The 16,685-nt window shown below is 61.9% G+C and carries 16 protein-coding genes; 5 read left to right on the forward strand and 11 right to left on the reverse strand.

The genetic code is table 11. The annotated features are described in order from the left end of the window. Window positions 1–53: 53 nt before the first annotated feature. The 11 genes from ACQY7U_RS07890 to ACQY7U_RS07940 all read right to left on the reverse strand — a co-directional run bounded on the left by ACQY7U_RS07890 (window position 54) and on the right by ACQY7U_RS07940 (window position 11,511). Window positions 54–1,274, reverse strand: a complete 1,221-nt coding sequence (locus ACQY7U_RS07890) for a phosphopentomutase (protein WP_428643332.1) — start codon at window positions 1,272–1,274, stop codon at window positions 54–56. Window positions 1,275–1,370: 96 nt separating this feature from the next. Next, window positions 1,371–2,687, reverse strand: coding sequence for a thymidine phosphorylase (deoA, locus tag ACQY7U_RS07895; protein ID WP_428643333.1), 1,317 nt, complete (start codon window positions 2,685–2,687; stop codon window positions 1,371–1,373). 2 nt (window positions 2,688–2,689) lie between these two features. Then, entirely contained in the window at window positions 2,690–3,466 is a 777-nt protein-coding gene (deoC, locus tag ACQY7U_RS07900; protein ID WP_428643335.1) for a deoxyribose-phosphate aldolase, read from the reverse strand. Beyond that, the gene (locus ACQY7U_RS07905) at window positions 3,463–4,272 is read right to left on the reverse strand and encodes a purine-nucleoside phosphorylase (protein WP_428643336.1); all 810 of its coding nucleotides are present in this window, start codon (window positions 4,270–4,272) and stop codon (window positions 3,463–3,465) included. The genes deoC and ACQY7U_RS07905 overlap by 4 nt, the downstream gene beginning before the upstream one ends. Window positions 4,273–4,278: 6 nt before the next feature. Beyond that, complete coding sequence (locus tag ACQY7U_RS07910) at window positions 4,279–4,677, reverse strand: cytidine deaminase (protein WP_428643337.1); 399 nt, start codon at window positions 4,675–4,677, stop codon at window positions 4,279–4,281. Continuing rightward, the gene (locus ACQY7U_RS07915) at window positions 4,674–5,642 is read right to left on the reverse strand and encodes an ABC transporter permease (RefSeq protein ID WP_428643338.1); all 969 of its coding nucleotides are present in this window, start codon (window positions 5,640–5,642) and stop codon (window positions 4,674–4,676) included. Before ACQY7U_RS07915 ends, ACQY7U_RS07910 begins: the two co-directional genes overlap by 4 nt. A 2-nt stretch (window positions 5,643–5,644) precedes the next feature. After that, complete coding sequence (locus ACQY7U_RS07920; protein WP_428643339.1) at window positions 5,645–6,751, reverse strand: ABC transporter permease; 1,107 nt, start codon at window positions 6,749–6,751, stop codon at window positions 5,645–5,647. Beyond that, a complete protein-coding gene (locus tag ACQY7U_RS07925) occupies window positions 6,748–8,301 on the reverse strand; it encodes an ABC transporter ATP-binding protein (RefSeq protein ID WP_428643341.1) in 1,554 nt (517 codons plus the stop codon). Before ACQY7U_RS07925 ends, ACQY7U_RS07920 begins: the two co-directional genes overlap by 4 nt. Before the next feature lie 74 nt (window positions 8,302–8,375). Further along, complete coding sequence (locus tag ACQY7U_RS07930; RefSeq protein ID WP_428643342.1) at window positions 8,376–9,371, reverse strand: BMP family lipoprotein; 996 nt, start codon at window positions 9,369–9,371, stop codon at window positions 8,376–8,378. 85 nt (window positions 9,372–9,456) lie between these two features. Continuing rightward, window positions 9,457–10,458, reverse strand: a complete 1,002-nt coding sequence (locus tag ACQY7U_RS07935; protein WP_428643343.1) for a BMP family lipoprotein — start codon at window positions 10,456–10,458, stop codon at window positions 9,457–9,459. A gap of 69 nt (window positions 10,459–10,527) precedes the next feature. Further along, window positions 10,528–11,511 (reverse strand): sugar-binding transcriptional regulator, encoded by a 984-nt coding sequence (locus tag ACQY7U_RS07940; protein ID WP_428643344.1) that lies wholly within the window; start codon window positions 11,509–11,511, stop codon window positions 10,528–10,530. A gap of 133 nt (window positions 11,512–11,644) precedes the next feature. Between ACQY7U_RS07940 and ACQY7U_RS07945 the strand changes: the two genes are divergently transcribed. From ACQY7U_RS07945 to hrpB, 5 genes are all read left to right on the forward strand, one after another. Then, on the forward strand, window positions 11,645–12,076 hold the full coding sequence (locus tag ACQY7U_RS07945) for a hypothetical protein (protein ID WP_428643345.1): 432 nt from the start codon (window positions 11,645–11,647) through the stop codon (window positions 12,074–12,076). Between the two features lie 549 nt (window positions 12,077–12,625). Further along, window positions 12,626–13,477, forward strand: a complete 852-nt coding sequence (locus ACQY7U_RS07950; RefSeq protein WP_428643346.1) for a DUF1194 domain-containing protein — start codon at window positions 12,626–12,628, stop codon at window positions 13,475–13,477. Between the two features lie 227 nt (window positions 13,478–13,704). Then, window positions 13,705–14,136 (forward strand): methylglyoxal synthase, encoded by a 432-nt coding sequence (locus ACQY7U_RS07955; protein ID WP_428643347.1) that lies wholly within the window; start codon window positions 13,705–13,707, stop codon window positions 14,134–14,136. Continuing rightward, a complete protein-coding gene (locus ACQY7U_RS07960; protein WP_428643349.1) occupies window positions 14,133–15,167 on the forward strand; it encodes an ROK family protein in 1,035 nt (344 codons plus the stop codon). The genes ACQY7U_RS07955 and ACQY7U_RS07960 overlap by 4 nt, the downstream gene beginning before the upstream one ends. 4 nt (window positions 15,168–15,171) lie before the next feature. After that, window positions 15,172–16,685: ATP-dependent helicase HrpB (gene hrpB, locus ACQY7U_RS07965; RefSeq protein ID WP_428643350.1), on the forward strand; the 1,514-nt coding region annotated here is incomplete at its 3' end.

The raw sequence follows: 16,685 nt of genomic DNA on the forward strand, positions 1-16,685 counted from the left end.
TTCAGGCCGGGAATGCGTCATTGTGCATGAGTCTGTCGGAGCAGACAAAAGCCCTAGAGAAAACTCGTACCGTTCGCGCCCTGGGCGATACCCAGGTGAGCGGCAATGCTTTCGCCGATATCCGCATAGGTCGGCCTGCCGCCGATGCTCCGGCCCGGCAGCCCGGGACCGGTGGCGATCACCGGCACATGTTCGCGGGTGTGGTCGGTCCCCTTCCAGGTGGGGTCGCAGCCATGGTCGGCGGTCAGAATGAGAAGGTCGCCCTCCTTTAGCCTGGCAAGCATTTCCGGCAGGCGGCGGTCGAAATGTTCAAGGGCAGCGGCATAGCCGGCGACATCCCGGCGATGGCCGTAGAGCGAATCGAAATCGATGAAATTCGCAAAGACCAGGTCGCCGTCGCCGGCCTGTTCCATGGCCTCCAGCGTCTTGTCGAAGAGCTGGTCGTTGCCCGCGCCCTTCAGAACCTTTGCCACGCCCTGATGCGCAAAGATGTCGGAGATCTTGCCGATGCCGTAGACCGTGCGGCCTGCCGCGGTCAGCCGGTCGAGCAGGGTCGCCTCCGGCGGCAGAACCGAATAGTCCCGCCTGTTGGCGGTCCGCTCGAAGGTCTCCGCATTCTCGCCGGTAAACGGCCGGGCGATCACACGGCCGATGTTGTAGGGATCGGCGAATTCGCGTGTGATCTCGCAGAGTTCGTAGAGCTTCTCCAAGCCGAATTGCTCTTCATGGGCGGCGATCTGGATGACGGAATCCGCCGACGTGTAGAAGATCGGCTTGCCGGTGCGCAGATGTTCCTCGCCAAGTTCGGCGATGATTACGGTGCCGGAGGCGTGTTTGTCGCCCAGAATTCCGTCGAGACCTGCCTTTTCCGAGATTTTCGCGATCAGTTCCTCAGGGAATGTCGGCACCGTTTCCGGAAAATAACCCCAGTCGAAGCGGACAGGAACACCGGCGATTTCCCAATGGCCCGATGGTGTGTCCTTGCCGTTGGAGACTTCCGCCGCATAGCCCCACAGGCCCTCCGGATCGCCGGAAAAATCGAGACCGGGAACCGTCTTGCCGGTGGAAAGACGGCCTGCGGCCCCAAGGCCCAGCCGGTCCATGTTGGGAACGCTCAAGGGACCGCTGCGCAGTCCCTCCCGATCGCCCTCTCCGGCCGCACAACGTGCCGCGATGTGGCCCAGGGTATCGGACCCGGCATCGCCAAAGGCGTCCGCATCCGCGGCACCGCCAATGCCGAAACTGTCCAGCACGCACAGGATTGCACGAGGCATGGGCATCTCCTCAAGTTTTGCTATTGCCGGTTCCTGCGGGCCAGGCCGCCGGGAACCGGAGAGGCACCGGGACGTCCGCCCGGCGCGTAAATTGAATTACGGTGCGATGCGATCGACGACGCTCGGTCGGTCGACGACATCGGCCGCAAGGCCGACGGTGTAGGCATTGCGGACCGCAACGGCTGCCCGTTCCGCTTCCTCTTCCGTTCTGGCATGCACAATGGCGAGCGGGGCATCCGCATCCACCGTGTTGCCAACGCCCGCAAGGCTGGTCAGCCCGACCGACGGATCGATGACGTCGGCCGCCGCTTTCCGGCCGCCGCCGAGTTCGACCACGGCGACGCCGACCGCGCGCGCGTTCACGCCAGTGACCACACCGTCATGCTCGGCATAAACCGGCGCCACGACCGGAGCCTTTGCAAGGTAAAGCTCACACTTTTCCATGAAGTCGGCCGGCCCGCCGAGCGCATGCACCATCTGGGCGAATTTTTCCGCCGCCTTGCCGCTCTCGAAGGCCTCGCGCATCATGCCGCTGCCTGCTTCCGCCGTTGCCGCAATGCCGCCCGAAGCCAGCAGTTCGCCGCCCTGTGCCACCGTGACGTCCCAAAGCCTGTTGTCGATGGCGGTGCCTTTCAGGAAATCGACCGCGTTCTGTACCTCGACCGCATTGCCGGCGGCAGACGCCAGCGGCTCGTTCATGTCGGTCAGCAGGGCGGTCGTCTTCAGGCCCGCACCGTTGGCGACCAGAACCAGGCTTTCAGCCAGCGCACGCGCTTCTTCCAGCGTTGCCATGAAGGCGCCGGTTCCCCATTTCACGTCCAGCACCAGCCCCTGCAGGCCGGCAGCCAGTTTCTTCGACAGGATCGAGGCGGTAATGAGGTCGATGCTCTCCACTGTGCCGGTGACATCGCGGATCGCGTAGAAGCGCTTGTCGGCGGGCGCCAGGTTGCCGGTCTGACCGATGATGGCGCAGCCGATCTCCTTGACGACCTTCTTGAACAGCGCGTTGTCCGGCTGGGTCTGATAGCCCGGAATGCTGTCGAACTTGTCAAGCGTGCCGCCGGTATGGCCAAGACCACGCCCGGAAATCATCGGCACAGCGGCCCCGCAGGCGGCCAGCGCCGGAGCCAGCATCAGGGAGACGTTGTCGCCGACCCCGCCGGTGGAATGCTTGTCAAGGATCGGAGCGTCGATGCCGGACCAGTCCATGACATCGCCGCTGTCGCGCATGGCAAGCGTGAGAGCAACGCGTTCGTCAACGGACAAGCCCTTGAAGAAGATTGCCATGGCAAGGGCCGAAACCTGGCCCTCGGTCACAGAGCCGTCGGCAAGGCCCTTGACGAAGAAGGCGATCTCCGTCGCGTCCAGCGTTCCGCCGTCGCGTTTCTTTCTGATGAGTTCTTGCGGTAACACGGTCAGTACCCTTGATTGACTTCCGACTCGGTGCCTTCGATCGTCGCGATAAGAGCATCCAGAAGCCCGCTTGCACCGAAGCGGAACGTCGAGGCGGACGCCCAGTTGTGTCCCATGATCCTGTCGGCCAGAGCCAGATAGGCGGCCGCGTCTTCGCTCGTCTTGATGCCGCCGGCCGGCTTGAAACCGATGACTCGCTCCGCGTCCTCGCGGCGCGCTTCCTCGATGGCCGTCAGCATGATTTCGGCAGCTTCCAGCGTTGCGTTCACCGGAACCTTGCCGGTCGACGTCTTGATGAAGTTGGCACCGGCGGCAATCGCCACGTTGGAGGCGGCATGGATCAGCAGCGGATCCTTGATCTCGCCCGTTTCCAGAATGACCTTCAGGATGGCCGGTTCCGGGATCACCGCCTTGACCCGGATGATCTGCTCTTCGGCAAAACCCTTGCGGCCCGCGACGAACGCCTTGTAGGGCATCACGAGATCGATCTCGTCGGCACCGTCGGCAATTGCCTGCCGGGTTTCGGCGACCACCGCGTCAGTGTCCTCACCGCCATGCGGGAAGTTTACCACGGTGGCGACCTTCACGCCGGTTCCGATGAGTTCCTTCACCGCCTGGGCGACGAAACGCGGCCAGACGCAGACCGCGGCGACCGAGCCGTGATCGGTCACGGTCCGGTTCGTCAGCTTTGTTATGTCTTCGGCCGTACAGTCGTCGTTCAGATTGGTCAGGTCGACAAGCCCGAGGGCCCGTTTGGCGTTTTCGATCATGTCGCTCATTGGCCTGCTTCCTTTACGAATGCCCGCACCAGTTCCTTCATGCGTTCCATGCCCTGCAAGGCGACCGACTTGGTCTCGTCATGCGAGAGCGCATGGGACTGCATGCCTGCACCGTAGTTGGTGATGATCGACATGGCGGCAACCCGCAGCCCCAGGAAACGGGCCATGATGACTTCCGGAACGGTGGACATGCCGACCGCATCCGCGCCCAGAAGCTTTGCCATGCGGATCTCCGCCGGCGTCTCGAAGGACGGGCCGGAGAACCACATGTAGACGCCCTCGGCCACCGGATCGCCGGTTTCCTCGGCAACCTTCTTCATGGCGGCCCGCAGGTCCGGATCATAGGCGGTGCTCATGTCGAGAAAACGGCGCTCGTCCTCTTCGCCGATCAGCGGGTTCATTCCGGACCAGTTGATGTGGTCGCAGATCAGCATCGGCGAGCCGGGAGGCACGTCTTCGCGCAGGGAGCCGGCGGCGTTGGTTGCCAGCAGGATCTCGCAGCCGAGTTCCTTCAGCGTTTCCACCGGCGTGCGCATGACGGTCGGATCGCCGCTCTCATAGTAATGCGCGCGGCCCGACAGGATCACCACCGGCACGCCGGCCAGGGCTCCCGCCACCAGTTCGCTGGAATGAGAGGTCACGGTGGAGACCGGGAACTCGGTCAGATGCGAATAGGGAATACGCACCGCATCCTCGACCTCTTCGGCGAGCGCGCCGAGGCCGGAACCGAGGATCATGCCAATCTTGTAGGAGCCTTCACGGGCGGCGCGGACGATATCCGCGCATTCACGGCCGAAACCACTCATTGTGGGTCAGTCCTTCTTGTCGTCGAGTTCGAAAGCAGCCGGAAGAAGCTCATCCATGGTAAAGCTTTGCCGGATACCGTTTAAGTCCGCGACATGGACGATCAGACCGTCCGTGCCGAATTCCTTGAGCCGCTGCCGGCACATGCCGCAGGGGGTGCAAAGTGCCGCGTCCCCGATCACCACCGCCTCGGCAATTTGCCGCTGTCCGGCCGCGATCATGGCGCTGACCGCCCCGCCTTCCGCGCAGACGCTCACCGGATAAGACGCGTTCTCGACGTTGCAGCCGGTAAAGACCGTGCCGTCCGGCGTGCGCAGGGCCGCCCCGACCAGAAAGTTCGAGTAAGGCGCATAGGCCTTTTCGCGCACGGCCCTGGCGGCCTCGAACAATGCATTCAGATCGCTCATGACCGCTCCTTGAGGTACGGAATGCCGGAGGCTTTCGGCGGGATCGCCTTGCCGATGAAACCGGCCAGCAGGACAACGGTCAGCACATAGGGCAGCGCCTGGAAAACCTGCAGCGGCACTTCACCGATGACAGGGAGAGAAACCCCCTGAAGACGCGTGCCCGCGGCATCGAGGAAACCGAAAAGCAGGCAGGCGAACATGGCGTTGAACGGCTTCCACTTGGCGAAGATGAGCGCGGCCAGCGCCATGAAGCCCTGACCGGCGGTCATGTTGACACCGAAGCCCGAACCGGCAGCGATGGAAAGATAGGAGCCGGCAATGCCGCAGAGCACGCCGCAGGCGATGACGGCACGGTAGCGCAGCCAGGTGACGGAAATCCCGGCGGTATCGACAGCGGCAGGATTTTCACCGACCGCTCTCAGCCGGAGGCCGAACCGGCTCCGGAAGAGCACCCACCAGGTCAGCGGAACCGCGAGGAAGGCGACATAGACAAGGATCTTGTGGCCGGACAGCAGTTCCGAATAGATGGACCCGAGAACCGGCACGTTTTCCAGTTGCTCGGCAAAGGGCCAGATAATTTCGGAAAACCGTCCTCCCTCGGGCAGTGCCGGCGTGCGGCCGCCTTCGCGGAACCATGTCTGCCCGAGCAGCGCCGTCAGGCCCGCGGCCAGGAAGTTGATGGCAACACCGGAGACGATCTGATTGCCCCGGTTGGTGATCGACGCAAATCCGTGCAGGAGCGCCAGACCAACCGAAACAGCAATGCCTGCAAGCAGTCCGAGCCAGGCATTGGCCGTGAGAAAGGCTACGGCACCGGCGCCGAAGGCCGCTCCCAGCATCTTGCCCTCAAGCCCGATGTCGACAACGCCGGAGCGCTCTGAGTAAAGGCCGGCCAGGCACGCAAGCAGCAGCGGGGTCGAGACGCGGAGGGTGGAGTCGAGTGTGAGGATAATGGTCTCGAACATGGTCACGCCTCCTTTGCGGACAGGGCCCGGGAGGGCGTGAACAGCCTGACGATGGCAGGCCTGAACATGTGCTCAAGCGCACCGGCAAAGAGGATCACCAGTCCCTGGATGACGATGATCATGTCGCGTGTGATATTCGGCATTTCGAAGGACAGCTCGGCGCCGCCCTGGTAGAGCATGCCGAAGAGGACGGCGGCCAGAACGATGCCGACCGGATGGGCCCGGCCCATCAGCGCCACGGCGATGCCGACAAAGCCGTAGCCGGTGACGAAGTCGATCAGCAGACGGTGCTGGGAGCCCATGATCTCGTTGATCGCCATCATCCCGGCGAGACCGCCGGAGATCAGCATGGTGACGATAATGATGCGGACCGGCGAGATGCCCGCATAGACCGCCGCCGTCGCATTGGCGCCGAAGGAGCGGATCTCGAAGCCGAGCTTGGTGCGCCAGATCAGCACCCAGACCAGCACGCAGGCGGCCAGCGCCACGAACAGTGACAGGTTGACCGGTGCATAGCTGAAGCCAAGCGAGGGAAAGAGGTCGTTGAGAAACGGTATCCGTCCTCCGACCTCGAAGGTCCGTGTTTCCGGCTGCATGGACCCCGGCTTCTTCAGGGCGTTGTTCAGGAGGTACACCATCAGGGAGAAGGAAATATAGTTGAACATGATGGTGGTGATCACGACGTGGCTGCCACGCTTTGCCTGCAGCCAGGCCGGAATGAAGGCCCAGGCGGCGCCTGCAATGGCGGAACCGGCGATCGCGAACGGCAGTGTCACGTACCACGGGACGTAGTGGTCCAGCGCAAGGCAGGCGATGGCAACACCAAGCCCCCCGACATAGGCCTGCCCCTCGCCGCCGATGTTGAAAAGGCCGGCATGGAAGGCGACAGCCACGGCAAGGCCGGTGAAAATGAAGTTGGTCGCATAGAAAAGCGTGAAGCCGAATCCTTCCGCGTAACCGAGCGAGCCCCAGAGCAGGATCTGGACGGCATCGAGCGGGTTTTCACCGATCAGCATCACGACCAGTCCGGAGATCAGGAAGGCCGCAGCGAGATTCAGGAAGGGGATCAGGCCGTATTCGACCCAGTGTGGGAGCTGACCGGCGCTCATTGGGCGACTCCTTCGACGGCGTTCTTATTGTCTTCGACACCTGCCATCAGCAGGCCGAGTTCGTTTTCATCCGCATTGGCACCGCGTTCGCCGACGATCTCGCCATCGAACATCACCAGCACCCGGTCGGAAAGCGAACGGATTTCATCGAGTTCCACCGAGACCAGCAAGATGCCCTTGCCCGCATCGCGCAGCTCGACAATGCGGCGATGGATGAATTCGATGGCTCCGATATCGACGCCGCGGGTCGGCTGGCCCACCAGCAGGATCTCCGGATCCCGCTCGATTTCGCGGGCGAGCACGATCTTCTGCTGGTTGCCGCCGGAGAAATTGGCGGTCTTCAGAAGCGGATTGGGCGGACGGATATCGTATTTCTCGATCTCCGCGACGGCGTTCTTCCGGATCGCGCCGAGGTCCATCAGAAACCCTTTGGAATAGGCCGGATCGCGGTGATAGCCGAGGATGGAATTCTCGTACTCGGAGAAGCTGTTGATCAGACCCATGCGATGCCGGTCTTCCGGAACATGGCCCATGCTCAGGGCCCGCATGTCCGCGGCATCCAGCGTACTGGTGCCAAGATCTATGGTTTTGCCGCCGATCTTCAGCGTGCCCCGGGTCGCCCGCCGGATGCCGGAGAGCGTCTCCAGAAGTTCCGACTGGCCGTTGCCCGAAACGCCGGCAATGCCGACGATTTCACCGGCCCGGACGCTGAAACTCACATCCTTGACCACCTGAACACCACGGCTGTCGGTGACCGTGAGGTTCTCCACTTCCAGGACAGGAGCCTTGGGTTCGGCCGGTTTCTTGTCGACCCTGAGCAGAACGCTGCGCCCGACCATCAGTTCGGCGAGTTCCTCCATGGAGGTGTTCTTCGTCTCGCGGGTCGCCACCATCTCGCCGCGGCGCATGACGGAGACGGTATCGGTCACCGCCATGATCTCGCGCAGCTTGTGGGTGATGAGAAGAACCGTCTTGCCCTCGCTCTTCAGCACCTGGAGGATCTTGAAGAGGTGATCGGCTTCCGCCGGGGTCAGCACGCCCGTCGGTTCGTCCAGAATCAGTACCTCGGCGCTGCGGAAAAGGGCCTTCAGGATTTCCACCCGCTGTTGCAGGCCGACCGGCAGATCCTGAATGAGGGCATCCGGATCGACACGCAGCTCATATTCATCCTCCAGACGCTTCAACTCGGTGCGTGCGCGGGAAAGACCGCCGGCCAGCATGGCGCTGTCTTCCGCGCCCAGCACGACATTTTCCAGGACGGAGAAATTGTCCACCAGCATGAAGTGCTGGTGCACCATGCCGATCCCCATGCCGATGGCGGCCTTGGAGTCCGCAATCGTCACCTTGCTGCCGTCGACGAAGATGTCGCCGTCGTCGGCATGATAGAAGCCGTAAAGAATGGACATGAGCGTGGACTTTCCCGCGCCATTCTCACCGATGATTCCGTGAATGGAGCCCTTTTTCACGACAAGGTCGATGTCCTTGTTGGCGTGAACCTGGCCAAAGCGCTTGTTGATCTTGCGCAGTTCGATTGCCGGCGTTTCGCTCATGCCTTCCCCCAGGCCTGACGGTATCTGTTTTTCATTGGTCTTGCTTTCGCCTGTTGCGACGCACGCTGCCTTCGTCAGAAAGGACAGGCGCCTTCGCTGACGACGTCATGAACCTTGATGGTTCCATCGGAAATACCCGCGACGGCCTTGTCGGCCGCTGCCTTCATGTCGGCGGTGACGAGGATCCTGTTGTTCTCGTCCAGCACCCAGTCCATGCCGCCCTCGGCCAGTCCCATCACCTGGACGCCAGGCGAAAAAGTCCCCGCTTCTGAAGACCGGAAGCTGTCGTAGACCGCATTGTCGACACGCTTGCGGATCGAGGTAAGCACCTTGCCCGGATGAAGTCCGTTCTGATTGCTGTCCGTCCCGATGCCGAGCACGCCCGCATCGGCCGCCGCCTGCAGCACGCCGAGGCCGGTTCCGCCGGCCGCCTGAATGATGACGTCCGCACCTTGCTGGATCTGGCTTTTCGCCAGCTCGCCGCCCCGGACCGGATCGGCGAAGGCGGCCGGCGTGTCGCCGGTCATGTTGAAGACGACCTTGATGTCCGGATTGGCGGCAAGCGCGCCTTGCTTGTAGCCGCACAGAAACCGGTGAATGATCGGAATGTCCATGCCGCCGACAAAACCGATTGTGCCGCTTTTCGACGCCATGGCCGCCAGCAGGCCTCCGATATAGGCCCCCTCATGCTCCTTGAAGACATAGGAGCGCACATTGGGCTGGTCGACCACCATGTCGACGATGGCGAAATTCGTTTCCGTGAACTCCGGCGCCACCTGGCCCAGTGCATTGGCCTGGTTGAAGCCAATGGCCACGATGGGATCGTTGCCCCGGCTGGCAAAATTGCGCAGGGCCTGAAGAGACTGGGAACCCCGCTCCAGTTCAAATTCGCGAACCGTGTCGCCGGTCTCGTTCTGAAACCGTTTCACGCCGCTGAAGGCGCTTTCGTTGAAGGATCCGTCGAACTTGCCGCCGACCGAATAGACGATGGCAGGCTCCGCGAGCGCCGCGGTCGCCGTCAGCGCGGCAGCAAACACCGCGGATAAAACACCTGTCGTGATGCGGATCATCCGGTCCCCACAAACTTGAGCGGTCAAATTTCCGGCATTAAGACCTCCGCGCCGGGGCGCGGAGGTCGGCTCAGTCGGGCCTGCCTTACATCGGGCAGGACTGGTCGGCCATGTAGTCGTGAACTTCGATTTCGCCGGAGATGATCTTCTGGGTGGCTTCTTCGACAGCCGCCTTCATCTGATCGTTGACGAGCTCGGCGTTGTTGTCGTCGAGCGCCCAGTCGACGCCACCTTCCTTGAGGCCGAGAACCTCGAAGCCGGAAGACCAGGTGTCGTTCTTGGCATCTTCAAAGGCCTGATAGACGGCAATGTCGACACGTTTCAGCATGGAGCTCAGAACGGATCCCGGATGCAGGCCGTTCTGGTTGCTGTCGACGCCGATGCCGAGCTTGCCGGCGTCGGCGGCTGCCTGCAGAACACCAAGACCGGTGCCGCCGGCCGCGTGATAGACAACGTCGGCGCCGCGGTCGAACTGGGACTTGGCCAGCTCACCGCCCTTGACCGGATCGTTCCAGGCTGCACCCGTGGTGCCGGTCATGTTCTCGAAGACTTCCGCGTCGGCGTTGGCAGCCATGACGCCCTGCTTGTAGCCGCAGGCAAACTTGCGGATTAGCGGAATGTCCATGCCGCCCACGAAGCCGACCTTGCCGGTTTCGGAGGCCATCGCGGCCAGCATGCCGACGAGGTAGGAACCTTCATGCTCCTTGAAGAGGACGGAGCGTACGTTCGGCAGATCCACGACCATGTCGACGATGGCAAACTGGGTGTCCGGGAATTCCTTGGCGACCTTTTCAACCGCATTGGCCTGGGAGAACCCGATGGCAACGATCGGGTTCATGCCGCGTTTGGCGAAGTTGCGCAGGGCCTGCTCGCGCTGGCTGTCGTTCTGGATTTCGAAATCGCGGTATTCGACGCCGGTGTCCGCCTTGAACTTCTCGGCGCCGTTGTAGGCACCTTCATTGAAGGATTTGTCGAAACGGCCACCAAGGTCGTAAAGCACGGCGGGCTTGATTTCAGCCGCCGCGGCGGCTGCGATCGAGAAAGCCATTCCGGCAAGCGCGGTGCCGATGGTAAGAAACTTTTTCACGTATATGTCCTCCGACATGCGGGGGCCCGCTTCAAGCGCCGGCCCGTTTCCCCTCCTGACCCAGCCGCATCATGCGGACTGCGCCAGCTTCAATCCGACCCGTTCGCTCAAAGCCCTCGCAAGGGTCTCATCCGCCACAAGATCGGTAATGACACCGGTACGCAGGGCGGCAAGCGTGGCATCCACCTTGCTTTCCCCACCCACCAGCGCAATCACTCTGGCTCCGCGCACTTCGTCGAAATGCAGCCCGACGGCGCAATCTCCAAGTGGATCCGGAGCCAATTTTCCGTCTATCGTCAAAAATCGTCCCATCAGGTCGCTGACGGCACCGCCTGACAGAAGGTTTTCCTGTTCCTGCTTGGAAATCATGCCACGCTGGACGAGATGCCCCTCGTTCTCTACCGAACCGATTCCGATCAGGAAGGCGTCGGACTGACGCGCCCGCGCCATCAGGTCCTGCACGCTGCGCTGTGTCAGGAACATCGCCTTTTCGTCCTGGTTTTCAGCGAAATAGGGAACCGGGAGGTAATAGCCGATGCCGCCCGTGCGCTCCTGCATCTTCTGAACGATGTCATAGGGGTTGGCGGCGAGCGTGCGCGTCAGCGACCCGCAGATCGACATGATTTCAAGGTCGGACCTGGCGATCTTCGGCAGCGCCTCGACCGCCGCGGTCAGCGTGCGCCCCATGCCGACGCCGAGACGGGAAACATTCGTCCCCGACAGAAGGCCCGTCAGGAACTGGGAAGCAGAGACGGCCACGGCCCTGAGCGCGCTGTCATCGTCTCCGCCGCCAAGGTCCGGCGCAATGATGCAGTTGGTGAGATGAAAGTACTGGGTGAGTTCTTTTTCCAGCTCAAGGCATTCCCGGGGGCGGCCGTCGACCTGGAACTTCACATAGCCGGCCTTCTGCGCATGCGCGATCAGACGGTGCACCTTCGCCGGAGAGACGCCGAGCTGGGTAGCGATCTCTCCCTGCGTGCGGCCACCGACAAAGGAAAGCCACGCTGCCCGGATGGCCATATAGGATGTCCAATCGTCGTCACGCGTCTGCATACGGCGCCGAAACCTTCCCCTCAAACGAACATCGCCTCGCGGACCTGCCCGTTACACCTCGCCTCTTTTCGAAGCCTGTTCTTCTCCCCGGCCTCGCCCCTGAGACGGGAGAAGCCGAAAAATTCTTCACCAGGTGAGAATTTATTCAGATCATGACCAGCCGGGCGGCTTCCGTCAACTAAAAAAACAGGTGGTTTGGGGCCATTCCCTGCGCATTCCACGCCTTGCTGGCTGGTCCGGGCTTCCTGAAGAACGGCGCCGAGGCGACGTGATATGGCCCATCCAGCCGGCTGATGACGGCCTGCGGCCACACCCCGAAGTAGAAATCACCTTTGATACTAACCCATGCAAGGCGGCAGATTTTGCCGGATCTCGATTAAATTTTAGGCAAGACCGGCATTTTTTGCCTATTTACCCGGCAGCTTTTGCCGAAATGGCCGACTTATTGCGAAAATGGCACTCCCGGGCAGTCGAGCTGGAAATGGCGGCGAACCGGCAGCCCAAACCCGGTATCGGGAAATTTACCACCACCCCCGTCACTCCAGAACAACTTCCGGTACTTTGAACGAGCAAGTAAACTCGATCGGATCTCACAATAAAGCATACAGTTACTCAAGATCGGACATGAATGCTCGTTTATAAGGTTGAGGAGAATTTCCGTAGAGATTTCAATGCATATAAAGGACAAAATACCAAATGCAGAGATGATTTTGAGAATATTTTCAATGATTGAAAATTTCTCAGAGATTCCTCTCACGAATTTACTCAAGAAAATTTGAAACTTTTCCCGATTCAGAAAATCATTCAAAATCAAAATCTTACATAAACGCATGAGAATTCAAGAACATGACTGGGAAATATTTGCCTGGAAATCCGGCAGCAAACGCACCATCTGTGGATTACATGCACTGCGTGCGCATTGGGTTTTGCCAGATCGGGGAAACTCCGGTAAATTTGGCATATAGCTTGCTAAGTAAATAACCGAGCTTAACCAAGGCATTCGCCAGTGCCTAGTCAAGAATCACGAGGAACGAAAAGATAAGAAGTTAAGTATCAAAATAAAACTGGGGAGACGTGACACCTCAGCCGCAAGGCTGCCGTAAGGAGAAAAACAATGCGTCTCGACATGACGAAACACTGTGCACTGACAGTCGCGAAGACACTGTCCATCTTCTGTGTGGCACTCTTTCTTGCCGCACCGTCGTCGGCCCGGGATTTCCGCCCGGCCCTGATAGCTTCGACCCAATACAACTATGACCCGGCCAACGAAGTGGACGTGGAACTCGTTCTGGCGGTCGACATTTCCCAGTCCATGGATACCGAGGAACAGGAAGTGCAGCGCGCCGGTTATGTTGCCGCCCTGACGTCCCGGGAATTCCTTGATGCCATCCAGGTCGGTCCGATCGGCCGCGTTGCCGTTACCTATATGGAATGGGGCGGTGTCGACGAACACTTCATCGTTGCGGACTGGACGGTGATCCAGGATGCGAATTCGGCCACGCGCTTTGCCAACACCATCGCCGAAGCTCCCCTGCGCCAGGTTCAGCGGACATCGATTGCCTCCGCCTTGGAAAAATCGGTGCAACTGGTCCAGAGCAACCAGTATCAGGGCCTGCGCAAGGTGATCGACATTTCCGGTGACGGCCCCAACAACCAGGGCGGCTCCGTAACCGAAATGCGTGACCGCATGGTCGCAACGGGCGTCACGATCAATGGCCTGCCGCTGATGATGAAATCCAACAAGAACACCTGGCAGGCAATGCTCAACCTCGATCACTACTACGAAGACTGCGTGATCGGCGGTCCGGGCTCCTTTGCCATTCCGGTGCGCTCGCAGGAAGGCTTCGCGGATGCGATCCGCATGAAGCTGGTCATGGAAATCGCCGGGCTGCACATGCCCGAGCCCGACCCCTACTTCCAGCGCGTCGCCGGGCGCGAACCGATCCGCTGCGATCTGTTCGACTGAAAGTCACGTCTCCTCTCCTTGCCTCCTGCCGCGTTCTGCTCCGGAACGCGGCTTTTCTCTGCCCGCTGTTTGCCGCAGGTGTAAATCCAAAGCGCTTTGAAATTTTGCCTGAAAAGAACATTTCATGATGCGCTTGAGCACATATTGGGCATATCTTCCTTTGCGCACAGCCCTCTTTGCGGCTAAACACGTCCCCGCCGCCTGTTGCTTCGCAGAGAGGATCCTGAATGACCGCCACCCCGACGCTTGCTCTTGTTGCCCACGACGCCAAGAAAGACGCCATGGTCGAATTCGCCAGGCGCCATGAGGACAAGCTTGCGGCGTTCGATCTGGTCACGACGGGCACGACCGGCGGGCGCATTCTGGAAGCCTGTCCCGATCTCACCATTACACGGCTGAAAAGCGGACCGCTCGGTGGCGACCAGCAGATCGGCGCCATGATTGCCGAAGGCAGGCTGCAGGGTCTCCTCTTCTTCGTCGACCCGCTGTCCCCCATGCCCCATGATGTCGACGTCAAGGCGCTGATGCGTCTGGCTCTTGTCTATGACATGCCGATGGCGCTCAACCCGGCGACGGCCGACATCCTGCTTCGCTCCGCCCGCCTCACCGGCCTCAAGACGACGTCCGAGACCCCTGAAGTGGGCCACACCGCATCATGAGTTTTTCAATCGATACAAAATCCTTTGCCTTTCCGGTTCTGGTCGCCGATATCGGCGGGACCAATGCCCGTTTCGCCCTCGTCGACAAGCCCGGTGCGCCGACGCGCATGTGCGGCAAGACGGCGACCGCCGGTCATCCGGATATTTCTTCCGCGATCCGGGAAGCGGTTTTCCCTGAGACGGACATCAAGCCCCGGACCGCCATTATCGCGGTAGCCGGTCCGGTGACCGGGGACACCATTCCGCTGACCAATGCCGCCTGGGTGATCGAACCCCTGAAAATGATTGCCGACCTCGGCCTTCAGGAAGTGGTGGTTCTCAACGACTTCGAAGCGCAGGCTCTGGCCCTGCCCGGTTATACCGGCAGCGACATCGAGCAGATGGGCGCCGGAGCCGTGCGTGATGCCAGTGCCAAGTTCGTGCTGGGCCCGGGAACAGGCCTCGGCGCCGCGGCAATGATCTATGCCTCGGATACCTGGATCCCGGTTCCCGGGGAAGGCGGACATGTGGAGCTCGGCCCGGTCACGCCGGAAGACCTTGAGATCTGGCCGCACATCGAGCGCGTCGGGGGACGGCTGGGCGCCGAACAGCTTTTGAGCGGCACCGGCCTGCCGCGCCTTGCCCGCGCCATCTCCGCTTACCTGCAGGCAGACCGAATGTTCGAAACCGCAGCCAGCATAACGCAGGCGGCAGAAGACAACGATCCGGTGGCGGTCAAGACACTTGAAGTCTTTGCGCGCGGCCTTGGCCGCGTGGCGGGGGACTTTGCCCTGACCGTGCTGGCCCGAGGCGGGGTTTACCTCACCGGCGGCGTCACACCCCGGATCACCCGCTTCCTGACCGATGGCGGCTTTCGCGCCGCTTTCGAGGCCAAGGCCCCGCATGAGGCCCTGATGGCCAAGATCCCGACGTTCATCGTCCGCCACCCCGACCCCGCCCTGGAAGGCCTCGCGTCCTTCGCCAGAACGCCCGAAGCTTTTGCCGTCGACATGCAGGGCAGGCACTGGGCCGGGGCAGCCACCAAGGCTTGAGCCGATGGCAAGCCCCCCGGAATTCGGGACTCCCCTGCCCATCGACGGTGTTCTGCCGCAGCTGCTTCAGACGCTTGAGAGCAATACCAACGCCGTGCTCGTGGCTGAACCCGGAGCGGGCAAGACCACCCGTGTTCCGCTCGCGCTTCTGGGCGCTTCATGGCGCGGAGACGGCAAGATCCTGGTTCTGGAACCACGCCGGCTCGCCACCCGTGCCGCCGCCCGGCGCATGGCAGGTGAACTTGGTGAAAAACCCGGCGAGACTGTCGGCTACCGGGTGCGCATGGAGACAAGGGTCAGCGCCAAGACCCGCATCGAGGTCATCACCGAGGGCGTCTTCACCCGGCTCATATTGGACGACCCGGAACTGACGGGCGTCGCCGCCGTTCTCTTCGACGAATTCCACGAACGCTCTCTTGATGGCGATCTCGGCCTCGCGCTGGCCCTCGACGTCCAGTCGGCCCTGCGAGACGACCTGCGCCTCCTGCCGATGTCAGCGACGCTGGACGCCGCCGGGATATCGCGCCTCCTCGGCGATGCTCCGGTGATCGAGAGCAAGGGCCGCAGCTTTCCCGTCGAAACCCGCTATCTGGGCCGTGCGCCGAACGAGCGGATCGAACCGCAGACCGTTCGCGCGGTCCAGCAGGCCTTGAGAGAAGAAACCGGCTCCGTCCTCGTGTTCCTGCCCGGCCAGGGGGAAATCCGGCGCACGGCTGAGATGCTCACCGGAAAACTTCCCGCCGATTGCCACGTCGCCCCTCTCTATGGCGGACTGGATGCCAGGGCCCAGGACGAGGCCATCCGGCCCGCGCCCAAAGGGTCCCGCAAGGTTGTGCTCTCCAGCGCCATCGCCCAGACCTCTCTGACCATTGAAGGCGTGCGCGTCGTCATCGACAGCGGCCTTGCCCGGGGGCCGAAATTTGAACCGCAGACCGGCCTGACCCGCCTTGAAACCGTCCGCGTCTCAAGAGCTTCCGCCGACCAGCGCCGGGGCCGCGCGGGCCGGACGGAACCAGGCGTCTGCTACCGGCTCTGGGACGAGGCCCAGACGAGCGCCCTGCCGCAGGCGGAGAGCCCGGAAATTCTCGAAGCCGATCTGACCGGTCTGGTTCTGGACCTCGCCGCCTGGGGCACTTTCGACCCGGCGAGCCTCGCCTTCGCCGATCCGCCGCCGCAGGCTGCCTGGAACGAGGCGAAGACGCTGCTGCAGGATCTTCATGCCATCGACGCCGAGGGCCGCCTTGCAGACCAGGGCAAGGCGCTCGCAAACCTGCCGCTGCATCCGCGCCTTGCGCATATGGTGCTGGAAGGTGTGGACCGGGACCTCGGTTTCACGGCTGCCATGATCGCGCTTGTCCTGTCCGAACCGGGTCTAGGCGGCCGCAACCCTGACTTGCGAGCAAGGCTGTCGGCCCTCCGCCACGACAAGAGCCAGCGCGCAAGGGACGGCCGCACGCTCGCCGAACGCTGGCTGAGACAGGCGGGCGGCGCGGGATCGAAAGTTGATGTTGAAAGCGC

Source organism: Roseibium sp. (assembly GCF_050301095.1).
Taxonomy (GTDB): domain Bacteria; phylum Pseudomonadota; class Alphaproteobacteria; order Rhizobiales; family Stappiaceae; genus Roseibium.